The sequence below is a fragment of the Synechococcus sp. EJ6-Ellesmere genome, from assembly GCF_024345875.1.
Taxonomy (GTDB): domain Bacteria; phylum Cyanobacteriota; class Cyanobacteriia; order PCC-6307; family Cyanobiaceae; genus Regnicoccus_A; species Regnicoccus_A antarcticus.
In genome coordinates, this window is record NZ_JAGQBY010000050.1 from 1 (window position 1) to 17,810 (window position 17,810).

At 66.1% G+C, this 17,810-nt stretch carries 20 protein-coding genes and 1 pseudogene; 8 read left to right on the forward strand and 13 right to left on the reverse strand.

Going from position 1 to position 17,810, the window contains the following annotated elements:
• Positions 1-324 precede the first annotated feature (324 nt).
• The 4 genes from KBY78_RS07175 to KBY78_RS07190 form a co-directional block, all read right to left on the reverse strand.
• Positions 325-1,071, reverse strand: a complete 747-nt coding sequence (locus tag KBY78_RS07175; protein WP_255143017.1) for a triacylglycerol lipase — start codon at positions 1,069-1,071, stop codon at positions 325-327.
• Complete coding sequence (locus KBY78_RS07180) at positions 1,050-1,769, reverse strand: phosphoribosyltransferase (protein WP_255143019.1); 720 nt, start codon at positions 1,767-1,769, stop codon at positions 1,050-1,052. The genes KBY78_RS07175 and KBY78_RS07180 overlap by 22 nt, the downstream gene beginning before the upstream one ends.
• A gap of 32 nt (positions 1,770-1,801) precedes the next feature.
• Positions 1,802-1,996 carry a hypothetical protein gene (locus KBY78_RS07185; RefSeq protein ID WP_255143020.1) on the reverse strand — a complete coding sequence of 65 codons (195 nt, stop codon included), beginning with the start codon at positions 1,994-1,996 and terminating at the stop codon, positions 1,802-1,804.
• A gap of 332 nt (positions 1,997-2,328) precedes the next feature.
• Positions 2,329-3,360, reverse strand: a complete 1,032-nt coding sequence (locus tag KBY78_RS07190; protein ID WP_255143021.1) for a ligase-associated DNA damage response exonuclease — start codon at positions 3,358-3,360, stop codon at positions 2,329-2,331.
• A 311-nt stretch (positions 3,361-3,671) separates the two neighbouring features.
• On the opposite strand from KBY78_RS07190, the gene KBY78_RS07195 reads away from it, so the two are divergent.
• Positions 3,672-3,926 carry a hypothetical protein gene (locus KBY78_RS07195; RefSeq protein ID WP_006170712.1) on the forward strand — a complete coding sequence of 85 codons (255 nt, stop codon included), beginning with the start codon at positions 3,672-3,674 and terminating at the stop codon, positions 3,924-3,926.
• Between the two features lie 414 nt (positions 3,927-4,340).
• On the opposite strand, the gene nadA is transcribed toward KBY78_RS07195, so the two are convergent.
• Complete coding sequence (gene nadA, locus KBY78_RS07200) at positions 4,341-5,297, reverse strand: quinolinate synthase NadA (protein ID WP_255143022.1); 957 nt, start codon at positions 5,295-5,297, stop codon at positions 4,341-4,343.
• A gap of 63 nt (positions 5,298-5,360) precedes the next feature.
• Here nadA and KBY78_RS07205 point away from each other — a divergent pair, with 63 nt between their 5' ends.
• From KBY78_RS07205 to KBY78_RS07215, 3 genes are all read left to right on the forward strand, one after another.
• Positions 5,361-6,248 (forward strand): TIGR04168 family protein, encoded by an 888-nt coding sequence (locus tag KBY78_RS07205; RefSeq protein WP_255143023.1) that lies wholly within the window; start codon positions 5,361-5,363, stop codon positions 6,246-6,248.
• Positions 6,242-7,309, forward strand: a complete 1,068-nt coding sequence (locus tag KBY78_RS07210; protein ID WP_006170715.1) for a hypothetical protein — start codon at positions 6,242-6,244, stop codon at positions 7,307-7,309. Before KBY78_RS07205 ends, KBY78_RS07210 begins: the two co-directional genes overlap by 7 nt.
• A 478-nt stretch (positions 7,310-7,787) precedes the next feature.
• On the forward strand, positions 7,788-8,564 hold the full coding sequence (locus KBY78_RS07215) for a glycoside hydrolase family 104 protein (protein WP_255143025.1): 777 nt from the start codon (positions 7,788-7,790) through the stop codon (positions 8,562-8,564).
• Between the two features lie 18 nt (positions 8,565-8,582).
• Here KBY78_RS07215 and KBY78_RS07220 read toward each other — a convergent pair whose 3' ends face one another.
• Positions 8,583-9,422, reverse strand: a complete 840-nt coding sequence (locus KBY78_RS07220) for a TPM domain-containing protein (RefSeq protein ID WP_255143026.1) — start codon at positions 9,420-9,422, stop codon at positions 8,583-8,585.
• 47 nt (positions 9,423-9,469) lie between these two features.
• On the opposite strand from KBY78_RS07220, the gene KBY78_RS07225 reads away from it, so the two are divergent.
• The gene (locus KBY78_RS07225; protein WP_255143027.1) at positions 9,470-10,663 is read left to right on the forward strand and encodes an SAM-dependent methyltransferase; all 1,194 of its coding nucleotides are present in this window, start codon (positions 9,470-9,472) and stop codon (positions 10,661-10,663) included.
• A 9-nt stretch (positions 10,664-10,672) separates the two neighbouring features.
• Entirely contained in the window at positions 10,673-11,623 is a 951-nt protein-coding gene (locus KBY78_RS07230) for an isopenicillin N synthase family oxygenase (protein ID WP_255143028.1), read from the forward strand.
• Here KBY78_RS07230 and KBY78_RS07235 read toward each other — a convergent pair.
• A complete protein-coding gene (locus KBY78_RS07235) occupies positions 11,610-12,632 on the reverse strand; it encodes a metallophosphoesterase (protein WP_255143029.1) in 1,023 nt (340 codons plus the stop codon). The two genes, KBY78_RS07230 and KBY78_RS07235, sit on opposite strands and share 14 nt — an antisense overlap.
• Positions 12,633-12,708: 76 nt before the next feature.
• Between KBY78_RS07235 and KBY78_RS07240 the strand changes: the two genes are divergently transcribed.
• Positions 12,709-13,095, forward strand: a complete 387-nt coding sequence (locus KBY78_RS07240; RefSeq protein ID WP_255143030.1) for a VOC family protein — start codon at positions 12,709-12,711, stop codon at positions 13,093-13,095.
• Positions 13,096-13,195: 100 nt separating this feature from the next.
• On the forward strand, positions 13,196-13,411 hold the full coding sequence (locus tag KBY78_RS07245) for a chlorophyll a/b-binding protein (protein WP_255143031.1): 216 nt from the start codon (positions 13,196-13,198) through the stop codon (positions 13,409-13,411).
• Here KBY78_RS07245 and KBY78_RS07250 read toward each other — a convergent pair whose 3' ends face one another.
• From KBY78_RS07250 to KBY78_RS07270, 6 genes and pseudogenes are all read right to left on the reverse strand, one after another.
• Positions 13,412-14,002 (reverse strand): YbhB/YbcL family Raf kinase inhibitor-like protein, encoded by a 591-nt coding sequence (locus KBY78_RS07250; protein WP_255143032.1) that lies wholly within the window; start codon positions 14,000-14,002, stop codon positions 13,412-13,414.
• A gap of 53 nt (positions 14,003-14,055) precedes the next feature.
• Entirely contained in the window at positions 14,056-14,583 is a 528-nt protein-coding gene (locus KBY78_RS07255; RefSeq protein WP_255143033.1) for a hypothetical protein, read from the reverse strand.
• Between the two features lie 475 nt (positions 14,584-15,058).
• Entirely contained in the window at positions 15,059-15,439 is a 381-nt protein-coding gene (locus KBY78_RS07260; RefSeq protein WP_255143034.1) for a hypothetical protein, read from the reverse strand.
• 202 nt (positions 15,440-15,641) lie between these two features.
• Complete coding sequence (locus KBY78_RS16350; RefSeq protein WP_399215493.1) at positions 15,642-15,884, reverse strand: mechanosensitive ion channel domain-containing protein; 243 nt, start codon at positions 15,882-15,884, stop codon at positions 15,642-15,644.
• A 599-nt stretch (positions 15,885-16,483) separates the two neighbouring features.
• The gene (locus KBY78_RS07265) at positions 16,484-17,392 is read right to left on the reverse strand and encodes an MBL fold metallo-hydrolase (RefSeq protein WP_255143035.1); all 909 of its coding nucleotides are present in this window, start codon (positions 17,390-17,392) and stop codon (positions 16,484-16,486) included.
• 82 nt (positions 17,393-17,474) lie between these two features.
• A pseudogene (locus KBY78_RS07270) lies at positions 17,475-17,810 on the reverse strand (AhpC/TSA family protein); the annotation flags it as partial.

Below are 17,810 nucleotides of genomic sequence, written 5' to 3' on the forward strand. Positions count from 1 at the left end.
CTCCCCGGCTGGTTGCCCCACCACACGGACCGACAGGTCATGCGGAAAGACACCGCTCCACGAGGGAACGGGTCAGGCAATAGGCGGGTCAGGCCCGTGGTGGTGGGGTCCCGGAATCATCAGTGGCAATAGATCACCGTGCGGGCGGCGGCGATCCCCGAGGCGTCTGCGCCCTTGACGCCGCTGCTGAGGGTTCGGGCGGAGGGTTTCTTCGGGGCTGCCATGGCATCAGCGAGCAGAGACGGACCGGGTACAGCTCGTCCTGCCGTCCCTGCACAGCCATAGCCAGCCCAGCCCGCCACCGCCCACGGCCTGCTGGGGATGTCATCGTTCTTCAGCGATCCCGCGACACCCTGCGCCGGATCGTGCGGAGCTGCTCGACTCGGCCTCCTGAGCCAGGGCCCACCAGCGCTCCACCACCTCCGGACTGCCGTACCAGCTGGGCCCGAAGGCGCCGCCGTGGGCCACCCCCGGCAACACCAGCGGGGTGGAGCCCTCCAGCAGGGCGGAGGCCACCGGCACCAGGCCGTCGCCATGGTCGTGGGCATCACCGGTGCTGTTGTGGTAGGCCGTGGGTGCCAGGCGCCGGGCCATGGGGGTGGCGCTCTCCAGGTCCAGATCGCCCGCCACCGACACGTAGCTCACCCGATCGGCGAAGGGCGTTCCGGGCAGGCGCCGCTGCACCATCTGGCGCAACACCGTGGCCTTCAGCGCCGTGTGCGGGCTGCCGAGCATCACCAGGGTGTCGGCCAGGGCCTTGCCGTCGTAGCTGCGGCCCTGGAACGGCGCGTCATCCAGGAACAGTCGCAGCATGATGCCGCCGGAGCTGTGGCCGATCAGGGTCACCCGGCCGGTGGGAGAGTGCGCGGCCAGCTCGGCCACGGTCGTGGCCACTCGATCCAGGATCCGCGCCCAGGCGAAGGCGAACACGGTGAGCAGCCATTCGGCCTTGCTCACCGGCACCAGCTTCACCGGCTGGCCGCTCAGCTGCTCGAGCCGGGCCACCATCGGGGCGTAGGCCTCAGGGCTGATCAGGAAGCCACCGAGGATCACGATCGGTTGTCGGGGCATGGGGCGGAGCTCAGTGTTGATGTCCCCGGCGGGATCTGGTTCCGTGCAGGGGCCGTCTGTTTCAACAGGGCCAGAACCTGCTCGTCCTGAAGCTGCTCGAAGTGCTCATACCACAGACCCACGGCCTGGAGATCGTCCACGAGGGCCAGGGCCACCAGGCCATCCACCAGCTGGCTCAGCTCGGTGGCGACGCCGCGATCGACCACCGGCACCGCCAGGTCCAGCGAGGCCGGCTCCAGCTTCCGGAGGGAGAGCAGGGCGGCCTTCATGGTCATGCCGGTGGCTATGCCGTCGTCCACCACGATCAGATGACGGCCCCGCAGCTGCTCGCCCGGCGGGTCTCCGAAGAGCTGTTGCCGGCGCCTCAGTTCCCGCTCCTGCGCCCGCAGCCAACCATGCATGGTCGCGGTGGTCGCCCGAAGATGCGCCCCCTCCCCGTTGCGCCAGACCACCACCCCACCGGCGGCCACCGCACCGATCGCAAGCTCCGGCCAGGCCGGATCGGCGACCTTGCGCACCGACCAGGTGGCCAGTGGAAGCCCCAGGCGAGAGGCCATCGCCGCCGCCACCGGGACACCGCCTCTCGGCAGCGCCAGCAGGGTGGTGTCACGAGCGCGGCCCCGGCGATCAGCGAAGGCGTCCACCAGAGCGAGACCCGCCTGGTGGCGGTTGGTCCAGAGAGGAGGTCGGTCAGCCATGTCGTGAGGAGGGGTGAGGGATCATGAAGCCTTCAGGTCCTGCCCCCTCTCAGGTGCAGGAGAAACCAGGTGCGGGCCAGGTGGGCGGCCTGCTCCGGGGTTGCGGGCTCTTCGAACAGATGGCTGGCTCCCGGCACCACCTGAAGGGCATGGGGGGCGATCAGCCGCGCGGCCGCCTGCCGATTGAGCTGGAGCACCTCGTCGTCCCATCCTCCGACGATGAACAACGTGGGCCAACAGCACCAGCCCGGCTGCCGGATCCGGAAGCGTGAGACTGCCTGCCAGTGCCGCCCCTGCCGACTGGACGATGACCTCTCGTTCACTGACGGTGGAACGGCTCACAGCATCGCCCTGAGTCTTCCCTGTCCTAGCCACAGGAGGCCATTGTGGATACGGTCAGGATGATCGTTCCGATCCCCCCATGCTCCCGGTGCCTGCCATGACCTGGACCCCCCTGAATCAGCCGATCGCATACTCCAGGACCTGAGGGAGGAATTCACCGGTGAACCCTCGCCGGACTGACCGACGCTGAACTCGCCGGGGCAGCTGCTGCGCCAGCTCACGGTGAGCCGATCTCCGCATCATCGGAACGCTCCCCTTCGAACGCCCGTCCCAGGGGTGCAGCGTTGATGCTTTCCATATCGCGCAGGTAGCGCGCCAGGCCGTCGCTGTTGCCATGGGTCACGTACACCTGGCGGGCGCCGGTTTGCTTTACCGTGTTGAGTAGGCCGTCCCAGTCGGCGTGATCACTGAGGGTGAAGCCGCGCTCGAAGCCACGCCGCCGCCTGGCACCGCGTACGGCCATCCAGCCGCTCACGAAGGCGGTCTGGGGATCCTTGAACCTCTTCATCCACACCGACCGGTGCGCTGAGGGGGGCGCGATCACCAGCTTCCCCGCCAGGCTTTCGCTGCGCGGCAGTTCGCTCACGGGCCGGGTGGGCACCATGGTGATCCCCTGCTGGCGGTAGGCGGGCATCAAGGTCTGCACCGCACCGTGCAGCAGCACCTCCTCGTCGACCCCGAGTGCCGCCAGTTCCGCCAGCAGCCGCTGCGCCTTGCCGAAGGCATAGGCGAACAGCAGCGATGGCCGCTCCGGTGCACCCTTCCACCAGCTGAGAATGTCAGCCGCCACCTCCCGGCCTGGCCGCCAGCGGTAGATCGGCAGGCCGAAGGTGGCCTCGGTGATGAACACATCAGCCGACACCGGCTCAAACGGCACGCAGCTGGGATCGGCATCGCGTTTGTAATCGCCGCTGATCAGCCAGGTTTCACCCCCCACGGTGATCCTCACCTGGGCTGAGCCGAGCACATGCCCGGCGGAGTGGAACGACACCACCGCCTCGCCGATCCGCAGCTCGGCGCCATAGTCCACGTTGGTGAGCGTGATGCCAGCCCCCAGGCGCTGGCGCAGCACCGCCTCGCCGCTGCCCACTGCCCAGTAGGAACCGCAACCCGAGCGGGCATGGTCGGCGTGGGCATGGGTGATCAGGGCTTTCGCCACCGGCCGCCAGGGGTCGATCCATGCCCCGGCTGCCGGGCAATAGAGCCCCTGTGGGGTGAGCTGGATCAGGCTGCCGGCCGGCAACGCCATGACACCACGTCGTCAACAGGTCATCCCTGCTCTAGCAAGCCTTCCCATGACCACGACTGGGCCCCCTTGATCACGGCCGCTGCAGCCAGCAGACCTGTGAACCCATTGTTCAACGGCCGCGGGGACATTTCGTCGCCTGGAGTCAGGTGTTTGTAAATCTGGGGGTGTGTCCTGTTCGTGGGTCGATTCGGCTGTGCGATGGTCTTGACATCATCTGCCCTGTCTCTTGGGGTCCAGACGCTGCCAGCGCGTCATGTCATGTTCATCGCGACATGTCTACCACGTCCATCTGAACCTTGCCTGCTCTAGCGATGTCAGTGATCTTTGCCTTCATTGCCCCCATCGTTTTGGCCCTGGCCTTTTCACTCACGGCCTGTGCCAGTTCGGGCTCCATAGCCATGGATGATTTCTGTAATCCCATTGGTGGTGACGGTCTCGGTACATCCACCTGCACCGACTACCTGGCCCAACAGCAGGGCATCGCCGAATCGTTCGTCATCCTTGAGCCAGGTGGGCTTCCTCAGAACGATCTCCCGGATGGCCCCCTTCCTGATCTGAAGGGCTGATGCATGATCGCTGAACCGCATGGTCTAGTTCAGATCAGGATGTTCTGACGTCTGCGGCCTTCAGTGCCGATCAACAGGAGCTGATCACGGTCGCCTTGCTGCAGGTGCGAGAGCTGTCCGAGGGGATGACACGGCTGCGACTGGATGGGGCGGCCGGTTGCGCCGTTGTCTCAGACCACTCTCGATCTTCCGCTGGTTTCCTCCTCACTGAGTGGCGATGGCACCACCTTGGCGGCTTACATTCCCCGCAAGGGATCGCTGTGTGGCGCGTGGGTCATCACCACCCGTCGTGACTCAGCCAACCCCTGTCTGCATGGCCGTGTGAAAGCAGGACATCAATCCCAACGTTGACCGATGGACGCTCAACTTGGAGAGGGTCCCGAGTCTGCCCTGACGGGATGGAAGTGCCTCCCCCTACCGGCTCAGCTCCAGCATGCGCTGGATCGGTGCCAGGGCCCTGACGCGCAGCTCCTCATCCAGTTCGATCGCCGGGCTCATCGTCTCCAGGCAGCGCCACAGCTTCTCCAGGGTGTTCAGCCGCATGTAGGGACAGGCGTTGCAGCTGCAGCCGTCCTGTCCGGGCACCTCGTGGAAGGTTTTGTGGGGCAGCTTTAGGCGCATCTGGTGAAGGATGCCGGGCTCGGTGAGCACCAGGAAGCTGTGGGCCTCGCTGCTGGCGGCGCGGGCCAGCAACTGGCTGGTGGAGCCGATGAAGTCGGCCAGATCCAGCAGATTGGGCAGGCACTCCGGGTGGGCGATCACCTCGGCCTGCGGGTGCTCCAGCTTCAGCCGCAGCAGCGCCTGCTCGCTGAAGGTTTCATGGACGATGCAGCCTCCCGGCCAGAGGGTGAGCTCCCGGCCGCTCTGGCGGGCCACCCAGCGGCCCAGGTTCTGATCCGGTGCAAACAGGATCGGCCGATCAGTCGGCAGCTGCTGCACCAGGCGCACGGCGTTGCTGCTGGTGCAGATCAGGTCGCTCTGGGCCTTCACCGCCGCCGAGCAGTTGATGTAGCTCACCACCAGGTGGTCCGGATGCTCGGCGCGGAAGGCGGCGAAGCCATCGGCGGGGCAGGCATCGGCCAGGGAGCAGCCCGCCTCCAGATCCGGCAGCAGCACCGTTTTTCCGGGGCTGAGAATCTTGGCGGTCTCGGCCATGAAGTGAACGCCGCAGAACACGATCACCTCGGCATCAGTGCCGGCTGCCTTGCGCGAGAGCTCTAGCGAGTCGCCGATGAAATCGGCCACATCCTGGATTTCGGGGCTCTGGTAATAGTGAGCCAGGATCACGGCCTTGCGGGCTCGGCGCAGCTCATCGATCGCGGCCGGCAGGTCGCGGGGGGTGGTGGGGGCTTCAAGGGCGGCAAAAACCAACCTTGACCTCAACTGGGGCAGGATGAAACCAGCCTAGGGAAGGGAGCAGTCGTCACGGCCCACATGCGCCTTGCCATTGCCGGGGATCTGCACGGGCAATGGGACCGGCGTGACGTGACCCTGCTCACCCAGATCGCCCCCGATGCGCTGCTGGTGGTCGGAGATCTCAGCGACGGTCAGCAGCGCATTGCCGCCAGCCTCGCCGATCTGCCCCTGCCGGTGGCCTGTATCCTCGGCAACCACGACACCGGCAAGGACCACAGCGGCCGCAAGCTGCAGCGCCAGATCGATCGTCTTGGGGAGCGTCACTGCGGCTGGGCTCTGCGCCGGCTTGATCCCCCCGGCCTTTCGGTGGTGGGTGGCCGGCCAGGCAGTGCCGGTGGCGGCCACCACCTCTCCAAGGCGGTGCAGGCCCTCTGGGGTCCCGTCGAGCTGGCCGAGTCGGCTGGGCGGATCGCCGCGGCGGCCCTCTCCGCCGACCCGCGCCTGCCCCTGGTGCTGCTGGCCCACTGCGGTCCCAGTGGCCTCGGCAGCGAGGCCAGCGCCCCCTGCGGCCGCGACTGGAAATCACCCGCCTGCGACTGGGGCGACCAGGACCTGGCCCAGGCGATCGAGCAGATCCGCACCGAGCGCCCCTTGCCCCTGGTGGTTTTCGGGCACATGCATCACGCTCTCAAACGCGGGCGGGGGGAACGGCGCAGCTTCCTGATCGATCGCCGCGGCACCGCCTATCTCAATGCCGCCTTTGTGCCGCGCCATGCCGTCGATGGTGAGGGGCGGCAGCTGTGCCATCTGTCGTGGGTGGAGCTGGAGGGGGGTCAGCTGATCCATGCCAGCCACCGCTGGTACGACCCTGAAACGGGGCGGTTGCTCTATGAACAGCGACTGCACCAGCAACCGGTGGCGGAGCACCAGCCGGTGAGCGACCAATCCGAGGCGCTGCCGTGCTGATCTACGCCGCCATCAGCGGCCATGGCTATGGCCATGGCTCCCGCAGTGGCGCCATCCTGCTGGCCCTGGCCCAGCGCCAGCCCGGCTGGCGGCTCGTGCTGTCCACCTCCCTGCCCGCGGTGTTCCTGCGCACGGTGTTTGGAGTGGTGCCCTTCGAGCTGCGCCCCTGCTCCTGGGATGTGGGGGTGGTGCAGGCCGATGCCCTCGGCGCCGACCCCGCCGCCACCCATCTGGCCCTCAATGATCTGGAGCGGCGCCTGCCCGATCAGATCGCCGAAGAGGCGCGCTGGCTGAAGGCCCAGGGCGGCCCGGTTCTGCTGCTGGGCGATGTGCCACCGGCGTTGGCGCGGCTGGCTCAGGCCGGTGGCTGGCCCCTGATCTGGGTGGGCAATTTCGGCTGGGATGCCATCTATGAGCCGATGGGCGGCCCCTTCCTGGCCTGGGCTGAGCGCTGCCGTGCGCTGTACCGCACGGGCCAGGGCCTGATCCACTGCCCGTTCTCGATGCCGATGGACTGGGGGCTGCCGGAGATCCGGGTGGGGCTCACCGTGGCGCCGCCCCGGGAGCGGGCGGAAGTCTTGCGCCAACAGCTGGAGTTGCCGGAGCGCGGCCGCTGCGTGCTGGTCAGCTTCGGTGGGCTGGGGTTCGAGCTGGGGGAGGAACCCTTCCGCCGCTGGCCCGAGCTTGTTTTCGTGAGCACCGACCCCTCGGCCGCAGGGGCGGTCAATGTGCGTCTGCTGCCCAAGGGGCTGCGCCTGCTGGAGTTCATGCCGCTGGTGGAGCGGCTGATCACCAAGCCCGGGTACAGCAGCTTCTGTGAGGCCCTGGCCCACGACGTCGGCATTCATCTGGTGCACCGGGAGGGCTTTGCCGAGGCGCCCGTGCTGGAGGAGGCCCTGCGCCGCCATGGCCGCCACCGGTTGCTGAGCCAGGAGCAGCTGCGCTGCGGCGACTGGCAGCTGGATCAGCCCCTGCTTGCGGCCGCCGTGGGTCCGCTGGCACTGGATGGGGCCGAGAAGGCCGCCGGCTGGCTGGAGCAACAGGCGCTCGCCTACTGCTGAGATCGCCGGGGAGCATTGCGGCGCAAGCGATCTAGTGTCCGTCGCTACCACGGCATGAGCCTCAATCAGCAGAGCTGATGATCAACGTGGTGAATGATTTCGCTGCAATAAACCCTGTGCTGAACAGTGATGTGAACCCCTCGACCAATTCTGATAGCCGGTGGACGGTCGTGCGACTGTCACTAATGCGATCCCCGTGCAAGGGCTTGTTCGACACATTGGCGTGCAACCCAAGCCCGCCGAGATGTATTCTTCCATCGCTTCGACGGTTTCCTCTGAATTCTTCACTGATTACTGAACCTGATTGCATCCATCAGAGTTTCTGATCAGCTTTATCAGACATTCTTGGCCCAGCAGTTCTTCTTCCGTTCAGCAGTCACGAACGGATCCGAACTCATCCCAATCTTTCTCTCCACCACAGCAACGTCTCTCCTGGCCGGTTCCTGATGGGATCAACCAGGATTCAGTGCGGCTGCAAATGTCCTTTCTCCCCTCAACTCCTTTGCTCGCCATCGCATCCCGTTTCAGCCGCTTCTGCCTGCCGGCTCTGGTTCTCGCCATCAGCGCGCCAGCCCATGCCACTGTGTGGGACGAGATCCGTCTGCCCGGAGCCGCCCCGTCCAGTCAGCCCCAGTCGCTGGCGATCGCCACACCCCAGGATCTGCCTGGTGCGCGCGCCATCTTCGAGATCACCCCTGAGCGGCGTGCCCTGCTCAACACCATTCGTTATGCCGAGGGCACCTGGGCCAACGGCGAGGACGTGGGGTACCGGATCATGTTCGGTGGCAGCCTGATGGCTTCTCTGGATCGCCATCCCGATCGGGTCAACCGCACCGTGGGCTATGCCAGCGCCGCCGCTGGTGCCTATCAGTTCATGCCGTTCACCTGGTCGATGGCCACCCGTGCCCTGGGAATTACCGGTTTCGGCCCCCAGGTCCAGGATCAGGCCGCGATCTTCCTGATTCACCGCCGTGGGGCCCTGGCCCTGGCCGATCGCGGCATCCTGACCCCTGAACTGGCCGCCAAGCTGGCGCCGGAATGGGCGTCATTCCCCACCCTCGCCGGCCGCAGCTTCTACGGCCAGCCCGTGAAGCGCTACAGCCAACTCAGGGCCTTCTATGAGGCGAACCTGGCCAACCTGCGGGCCATCGACAACGTCCGCACAGATCTCGCCCAGGCCGCTCCTCCAGTTCGGCCCGCCTGCACAGACGACAGCCTCAGCTGTGCCCTGCAGGAAACCAGCTCAGGTCGCTGATTCCCAGCGCGGCTTGCGTCACTCGCCGCTGCCTGAGCCCTCGCTGCTGCCGGGCACACCCATCGTCTTCTGGGCGATGAGATAGGCCGCCACGGCTCCGCCCAGAAAACCCAGCGCGTTGCGCAGTACCGGCAGCAGGTCGGAGGTGCGGGTCACCACAGGCCCCAGCCCGAACACCACGAACAACATCACCCACAGCGGTGAGAGCAGCAGCACCCATCTCCAGGCCACCACGTCACCTTGTTTGCGTGGGTAGCCGGCAAAGCCCACGATCAGGCCTCCCAGCAGCGAGGTGCAGAAGGTGAGCAGCCACTGCTCCTGAGGCAGACCCGGCACCACCTGGCAGCCGCCCCGGTCCAGGCACGTTTCCACTGCCGTGAGCGCATCCACGATTGCGCCATCCTCGCCGTGGTCGCGCACGTAGTACTGGTTGCCGAAGCGGGTCTGCAGTTCCACCCAGAAGGTGCGCGGCATCAGGGCGAAGAGCGCATCGCCCACGTTGAAGTTGAGCAGGTTGCCCCCACGGGGATCGGCCACCAGCAGCAGGCTGCGCTCATCCAGCCCCCAGAACTGTTTCACCGCCAGGCCGGGCGTTCGCTCGTACTGGGTGAGCACCCTCAGTTTCCAGCCGCTGCTGGCCTCGAAGGCCTCCAGATGCTCCTCCAGGTTGGCCCGCTGACCATCGGTGAGCGCCCGGGCCAGATCGATCACGGGGGTGGGGTGATCCGGCAGGAGCGAGGGATTGTCGGCGGCCTGGGCCATCCCGCCCGCCGCTCCCCCCAGCGGCGCCAGCAGCAGCACCAGGGCGGCCAGACAACCCAGGATGGAGCGGTGGAGAGAGCTGGCGCCAGGGGCCATGCGGCTGCTTCAGTGGCCCTTCATTCTCTCCGAGTCGCCGCCCCCCCGTGCCACTGCCCGCCTGGCTGGAAGAGCGCCTGCTCCAGGCCGGCGGCAGCGTGCCTTTCCGGACCTACATGGAGTGGGTGCTCAACGACCCCGAGCACGGCGCCTACGGCGCCGGTCGCCTCAGCATCGGCCCAAGGGGAGATTTCGCCACAGCCCCGTCGCTCGGCCCGGAGTTCGCCGCATTGCTGGCCCCCCAGATCGCCCAGTGGCTGCAGGACCTCCCCCAGGAGCGCCTGAGCCGGGGGGAGACCGGCCCCGGCGAAGGCAGCCTGGCGGCGCAGCTGGCCGAGGCGCTGGCGGCCGGCTGCCCCCAGCTTGCCGAGCGGCTGGAGCTGGTGCTGGTGGAGCCCAACGCCGGGATGGCGGCCCGCCAGCGCCAGCGCCTCGCGGGCAGCCCGCTGCCGCTGCGCTGGAGCAGCTTTGAGGAGATGGCCGCCGCTCCGCTCACCGGAGTGGTGCTGGCCCACGAGGTGCTCGATGCCCTGGCGGTGGAGCGGATCGAGCGCAGCGGGGATCACTGGCGCCGTCAGCAGGTGACGATCCAGCAGGGAACCTTGCGGCTGGAGCCCGGCGACCCCCTGGAGCGGGAAGATGAAGCGCGACTGGAGCCCCTCGGGCTGCTGCCCCTCGATTCACGGCGACCTGAGGGCTGGTGCAGCGAGCTCCACCCCGGGCTGGCCCCCTGGCTGGCAGCCTGCGCCGCCGCCCTGGCTCGGGGCCGCCTGCTGGTGATCGACTACGCGCTCGAGGCCCGGCGCTACTACGCCCCCCAGCGCAGTAACGGCACCCTGATGGCCTACCGCGCCCAGCGGGCCAGCTCCGATCCTCTGCTGGAGCCAGGCCACTGGGACCTCACCGCCCACCTCTGCGTCGAGAGCGTTCTGGAGGCCGCAGAGGCGGCCGGCTGGAGTTGCCTGGGCCAGCGCCGCCAGGGGGAAGCCCTGCTTGCTCTCGGTCTCGCCCAGCGGCTGCATGGCCTCCAGCAGCCGGCGCCATCGGCGGTCCGGGCCTCCGGCTCACCAGGCAGCGATGGGTTGGCGGCCCTGCTGGCCCGGCGCGAGGCCCTGCTGCGCCTTGTGGATCCTGCCGCCCTCGGCGACTTCCGCTGGCTGGCCTTCAGCCGCGGTGAGGTCGTGTCTGCGCTGGCCTCAGGCGCTGAATTGTTCCTGCAGGAGCCCGACCCGGGCACGTAACTTGCCCCGATGGAGTCCACCATCCTCGATGTCGACCTGCTGGCCTTCGAGCGGGGTGATACGCGCAGCCGGCGGGCGGTGGTCGATGGGGTGAAGCGCAGCCTGGCCACCGGCTTCTTGTACACCAGCAGCGATCTGTCCGGCGATCTGCTCGACACGGCCTACGGGATGCTGGCCCGTTTCTTCGCCCTCGATGGTGCCAGCAAGGGCCGCTTCACGGCTGCCGGGGCCTCCGGCCAGACGGGCTATACGGGCCTGCTGGTGGAAACCGCCGCCGGCAGCGAGCGGGCCGACTGGAAGGAGATGCTCAATTGGTCGGCGCCGATCCCGGCCTCGCACCCCCTGCGCCGCCGCTATCCGCTGCTCTACCCCGAGCCGGTGCTGCCCGAAGCGGTGGTCCCCGGCATCACAGAGGTGCTGCTGCGCTTCCATGGGGCGCTCGCCGATCTGCAGCGGCGCGTCCTGCGGGTGATCGCCCTGGGCCTCGGCGCTGCCGAGAGCTTCTTCGAGGAGATGGTCAGCGAGGCCCCCACCCTCAGCCGCGCCATCCGCTACCCGCCCATGGCGACCGCCCCGGGCCCTGGCCATCTCTGGGCCGCCGCCCACGGCGACATCAACCTGATCACCGCCCTGCCGAGGGCCACAGGCGCCGGCCTGGAGGTGGAGGTGGCCGGCGGCTGGGTGCCGGCGCTGCCGCCCGAGGGGCAGGTGATCATCAACAGCGGCCTGATGCTGGAGCGGCTCAGCAACGGCCTGATTCCCGCCGGCCTGCACCGGGTGGTGGCGCCGCCCGATTCCGCTCAGGAGCGGCTGAGCGTGGTGCAGTTCTGCCACGCCCGGCCCTCCACCCTGCTGGCTCCGCTGGCCAGTTGCTGCACAGCGGAGAATCCCCAGCGCCAGGCCGGGGTTCTGGCGGCCGATGCCCTCGAAGAGGTGCTCTACCGCATCAACCTCCTGTAGCGGCGGGGCGCCGGATCTGGGTGCGCCCGCGGCTGTCGCTCAGGCGCGGCGGCAGCCGTCCCGGATTCAGCCACTGCATGTTGCGCATGTTGACCGTGCTGTCCCGTCGCCGGCCGTTGTTCCAGTCGTAATCGAGGACGGTCATGGTCTGAAACGGTGCCGTGCTCTGCCCCAGCAGCTTTCGGGGACCGCTGCCGAGGGCGCCGAGCTGGATCAGGTCGAGCTGGCCGATCCGGCCGGGGTAGTAGGCGTGCTGATGGCCGCTGATGTAGGCCTCCACCTGGTTGCGCTCGAGCAGCTGGCGCAGCTCCTGGCTCTGGGCCAGCACGTTGCCGGCCGTGTCGCGTCCCTGGGAGACCCCCAGCAGCGGCAGGTGTCCCACCACCAGGCGCGTCTTGGCCGCGCGGGCTGCCGCGCTCGCCAGGCTCCGCTCCGCCCAGCGCAGTTGTTCGGATGGAATCCGGGCGGAGGAGGCGTCGAGCACCAGCAGGAACATCTCCTCCTGGAGTACTGAATAGAAGAAGGGGAAGCCTGAGCCGTCGGCAAAGCTGAGGCCGAGGTCCCCCTGCTGGCGGCGCCAGTAGCGGCTGGCCTCCCGCCGCTCCCGCTCGAAGGCATAGCGGCCGCCCACCCAGCTGCTGGAGGCATCGTGGTTGCCCATTGCAGGCACGAAGGGCAGGCCCGCCCGCCGCAGGGGCCTGAGCACCTGGCGATCGAACCCGGCCCACATGGCCTGCAGCTGGGCGGTGTCCAGGCTTGCCTTCTGGCCGGCCACCATGTCGCCGGCGCAGACCACCAGATCCGGGCGCAGGGAGGGGATCAGGGCGATCCCCTGGCCCACCTCGGGGATGTAACTGGTGGAGCCGTAGCTGGCGTTCAGATCACTGATCAGCACCAGACGCCGGTCGCCGCGGGGGGGCAACCCCAGACCAGCAGCGCTCGCCGCGGCCGCCCCCAGGGCCAGTCCCCCCAGGCCGAGAACCTGACGTCGGGTGAGGGTTGGCGCCATGGTCGGGTCACTGCCGCTGCGGCTCCATGCTGCCGCTGCCGGTCCAGAGTGTCCCCCTTCGTTCACCACAGACGGAATGACCACCGCCCAGACCCACACCACCCTGGTGCTGGCGGCCGATCAGCCCGATCGCCTGGCTGGGTTCTACTCCGCCCTGCTCGACACCCGCGCCCAGCAAGGACTCCAGTCCCAGCACTGGCGGCTGGCCTGGCCCGGTGGCGGCCGGCTCGAGATCTATGCCCCCTCCTCGAGACGGCCCCAGCCCCGCAGCACAGGCCGCCTGGCCCTCTGTCTGCAACGCTCCAGCTCGGCAGAGGATCGCCTGCACGATCTCCAGGCCTGGGTGACGAAGGCCGTGGACCTGGGGGCCACGGCTCAGGAGGCTCCCCGGCTGGAATCCTTCGGTGCCGAAGCCTGGCTGTGTGATCCGGAGGGCAACCGCTTGCTGCTGCTGGTCTGCTGAGGCTGGCGGGTTCCGCGCCGAAACCCATAAGCTGCCTCGGGCCAGAACCCTGGCTGGCGTGAACGACCACCTGTGAGCAGGAACCGATGAGCCACCAGCCATGAGCAGCAACGACTTCCGCTACGAACCGGTGGAGAAATTCGGCGAAGGGCTCACCACCAACCGGCCCTGGAACACCACCGCCCTGGCCGGGGTGGAACTCCTCAATGGCCGGGTGGCGATGCTGGGCTTCAGCGCCGCCATCGTGGGCGAGTGGCTCACAGGTAAGGGCATCGTCGGCCAGCTGGGCGCAGTGCTGGCCTGGTATCTCGGCTGACTAACGGCCGTAGAGGGCGGTGAAGGAGGCCTTGCCCAGGCTCTGGCTGTTGACCATGAAGCCCACCAGGGCCGCCGAAGGGTCGGGCGGCAGCTCAAGGCGCTTCACCTTGAGGGCGTGCAGGGTGAAGGTGTAGCGGTGGGGGGCGTTGCCCACCGGCGGGCATGGCCCGCCCCAGCCGGGGCTGCCGTAGTCGGTGCGGATCTGGCGGGCGCCTTGGGGAAGACTCATGCCGTCAGCGCGGCCCGCGCCCGCCAGCAGCTTGGAGCTGCTGGCGGGGATGTCCACCACCAGCCAGTGCCACCAACCGCTGCCTCCTGTGGGGGCATCGCCGTCGTGAACCAGCAGGGCGAAGCTCTGGGTCTGGGGCGGGGCCTGACTCCAGCTCAGTGCCGGGGAGATGTTCTCCCCGGTGCAGCCGAAGCCGTTGAACACGTGCTTTGCGGCGATGGTGCCGTTGGCCTTGATCTCGGGGCTGTTCAGGCTGAAGCCCTCCGAGCGGGCCATGGCCCCCAGGTTGGTGACCACGACGGCCAGAAAGGTGGTGGCGGTTCCTTTGATGCGGAAGGAGCGTCTCGAGGGCGACGTCATCAAGGGGTTGTGTTGTTGGCCTGAGGGTATGCGGCTGATGCTCAGGGACTGGATCAGAGGCAGCCCTGGACGGAGATGCGGTAGCTGAACCCCAGGGCGCCGGGGTCCTTGCTGGCTCCCACCTTGAAGTTCATCTGGCTGGCCTGCTTGCCCTCGATGGCTGGGAATGGGCCGAACATGCGGCCGGTGCCGATCGGAGGATTCATTGTTTCATTCACTACTTGAAGCGAGCTGCCATCGCTGAATTTCATGAAGGCCTCCACGGGGTACTTGGCACCGGCGTCGGAGGAGTTGGCGGTGAAGAAGAACTTGAAGCTGGTGAAGGGCTTATCGACGATGAAATCAGTGTTCCAGTTCGACTTGCCGAACAGCTTGCCCCGTCCCACCGACTTGGCCACGATCGGGCTCATGCCGTTGCCCCCGATCGGGTTGAGGAAAGTGCAACGAGGCTCGGCCTGGGCCAGGCCAGCGGCAGGCCAGCCCAGCAGCAGGCCGCTGGCGACCGCCAGACCAAGGCCAGCGATCCGACGGCCTGTAAACGGCTGAAATGGCTCAACCGTTGTCTCTTTGGTCTTGGTCATGGTCAGAAGTCGTGTCCAACGGAAGCGATAGTCTGCCATTGCATGCCTTTCTTGTGGTGTAGATCAAATCTGGGACTCCAGATCATTGTGCCCTACTGGTACCAGTGCGTGGACCACCTTCGCAAAATTGTGGTTCGGGATGATCCAGGTCTTGCCATGTTCAATTGCTCCATACGATCAGGCGGCGTGCGACCTGCTGAAACGCAGGCCGCCGGCCACAGACCTCGCACTCCAATCTGAAATCTCAATCCGGTCAGTCGTCTGTACTACGCCGCGCCAACGGCGGTGTGCAGGCCTTGTTCCAATTCGCAGGATGTCGGTCTGGCCCTTGGCGCCCAGGCGGGCGAGGCACGATTGTCCGAAGTGTTGCGGGAGGCTGGCTTCAGACGTGTTCGCCGCGCTGCTGAAACGCCGTTCAACCTGATTCTTGAAGCACGCAAGTTAGGCGGCAGGGTGCTATGGCGGGTCGGCCCCATCAACGGGGCGGCCCGTTATAGATCAACTCCTCCACCTCGCGGCCGTCCGGGGAGATCTTGATCTCCGTTTCCAGGGTGGGAGGCAGGTCCCGCTCCTGCCAGGCGGGGGGGCCGCCCAGGAAGCGGAAGATGAAACCATCGCTGTCGTTGCTGACCATACAGGGGTTGTCTGGGTCCGCGGTGGCGAACATGCAACTGGCGGGGCGGTAGGCCTCGAGCCCTCCGTTGATCTTCACGGCACGGGTGCGGGCCATGTTGATGGCGCGCACCGCTTCGACCGGCACGCGGTCCTGGGCCTGGATCGGCAACGTCGCGCACAGCAGGGCCGCAACACCACCGAGAACGAGTCGTTGGGAAAGGTTTTTGGCTTGGAGTTGCATGGACATTCACAGCAGATGCACTTGCTCTAGGAACAGACCTCCGGCCTGGCAAGGTCGAAGGGCAAATTGTTCACCTCGAGCTGATCCTCTTTCTGACGGGAGCTGGCATAGACACCAGCTGCTTTGCTAATGGAGTGCGCTGCTGTTCTCGTCATGGAGAGATCCCGTCGCCGCATCGACTGATACTGAGGCAATCTTTGTCTCAAGCCTCTTTCGTCTTTGAACTGGGTCTCGATCTGTCTTCTCTGACAACTGCTTTTTGCATGAATAAGTTGTTTGGAATTGAGAGCACGGATCCGTCTTCACCCTGTAAAATGATAAAGAATAGCCCAATATCGATGATCGTGCCTTCTACGGCAAATTCCACATCAAGAATTTTCACCTTATCGCCAATGCCGGCGGGATGAGCAAAGAAGATAATTGTCGTTGACGTAATATTTGACAAAATTGACTATTGCGCAAAGAAGGCGATTCCAAGAATTGTCAGCATTGATGATAAGAAGAAGATCAACTCAGATCGTTCAACGCCCCAGATTGAGAGAAAGCCGCCAACAATTATAAAGAAGAGCAGAAAGTCTAGGATCTTAACGATCACTGTGGCCCTGGGATTTCCGTATGAGTATTTTCGCTGAGCGGCTTTGATTGCGGCGACGATGATTCGTCTTGCCACGGCGGAGGCAAGCAAGACGGCAACTGTTTCAAGGATCTGTGTGCTGTACAATTCCATTTTATTTGAGTTGAGCAATTGATTTTAGGATTAGACTGCTGATCTGAGCTAGTTCTCTCTGTTCCCCCCTGCTTTCGGGAAAGATGATGACACCTCTGACGTAGAGTATGCTGCTGGGCTTTCGTCTCTTCCAGGCTGATCATGGCAGGCCAATCGAGGTGCCATCAGCCCTGCCCTCTACCAGATAGATGCCAGAGGAATGACCAGCTACAGCACAATCAGAAGAAACACCTAAGAGTGCCCCTGTCTCGATCAGGAGGTTCTAGAGCCCAGAGGGTTCGCCAGCGCGGTTGGACTCCTCCGGATGAGGCATGACCTCACACCCCCTCCCAGATCACTGCGATCCAGCGGTCGCCCGTGAACAAACCCTTCCCCCAGCTCTCCTCCAGATCCACCAGGGGTTGAGCGGCTACAGCCTGCTCGGCACTCAATCCTTGCTGTTTCAGGGCTGACAGACGCTTCCGGGAGGTGACCAGCATGGTGCGATAGCTCTCCAACTCAGCTTTTCCCCCCACGACCCCATGCCCCGGGATGATGCGGGTCTCTGGTCCTGCAAGGGCAAGCACACGATCCACTCCGGCGATCGCCCCAGAGAGGCTGCCGCCATTGGCGGTGTCGATGAATGGGTACATGCCGTTGAACCACACATCACCGGTGTGAATCACGTCGGCTGTGTTGAAGTGCACGATGGCATCTCCGTCAGTGTGGGCGCCAGGCAGGTGTAACAGGTCGATGGTCTCGTCATCGAGATGCAGCCGCAGAGTGTTCTCGAAGGTCAGCACCGGCAGGGCCTCGGGCGGAGCCGGCGGGGTCACCCTCTCGAATGCCGGGATCCTGGAGCCCTCAGCCAGACGCTTGCGCACATTCTTCTGGGCCACGATCGTGGCGCCACTGCGGGCAAAGCCTGCGTTGCCGTCGGTGTGGTCGTGATGGAAGTGCGTGTTGATCAGCCAGGACGGATCTGTGCCACCCAAAGACCTGACGGCCGCCCGCACCGGTGTAGCCAACCGGGCGAACTTGGCATCCACCAGCAGGGTGCCTTCCGAGCCGGTGAGCACTCCGATATTTCCGCCCTCTCCCTTGATCATCGCCACGGAACCCCGCACAGGAGCGGCCCGGACCGTCCCGGGCTCAGCGCTGTGAGCAGCCAGCTGTGGATGACTGACCAGGCCGATCAGCAGAGCCACAAACAGGCCAAGCGCAAGCCGAACACGGGGACGAGGCATGAATGAATCAAGCGTGATGAGGCGCATTATCCAGGACCTTCGTGTGTTGTCTCACGTGATCATCCACCGATCAGCAGAACCATCAGCTGAGCAATGGATCCAGGAAGCTGAGCGGCCTTGCCATGGTCGCCGAAAAGCCGAGGATGCCGCGGTCCCGGTAGCTGTAGAGCAGCGTGTCGTCGGTGTCCAGCAGGAAGGTGCCGCCCCGCTGGGTGAGGAAGTCGTCGCGCGGCACATAGGTGCGCAAGTGGCCCAGCACTTCGGTCATGTTGCGCAGGCGCACCGTGGCCAGCTCGAAGGGTCGCTGGAACCCGGTCCCGCCTGCTCTGGCGAAGAACGACCCCTTGATCGGCGACAGGGGTCCCGCCTGGATGGTCTCCTCGTCGGCGATCCGCTGGGGAGCGCTGCGATCACCTGT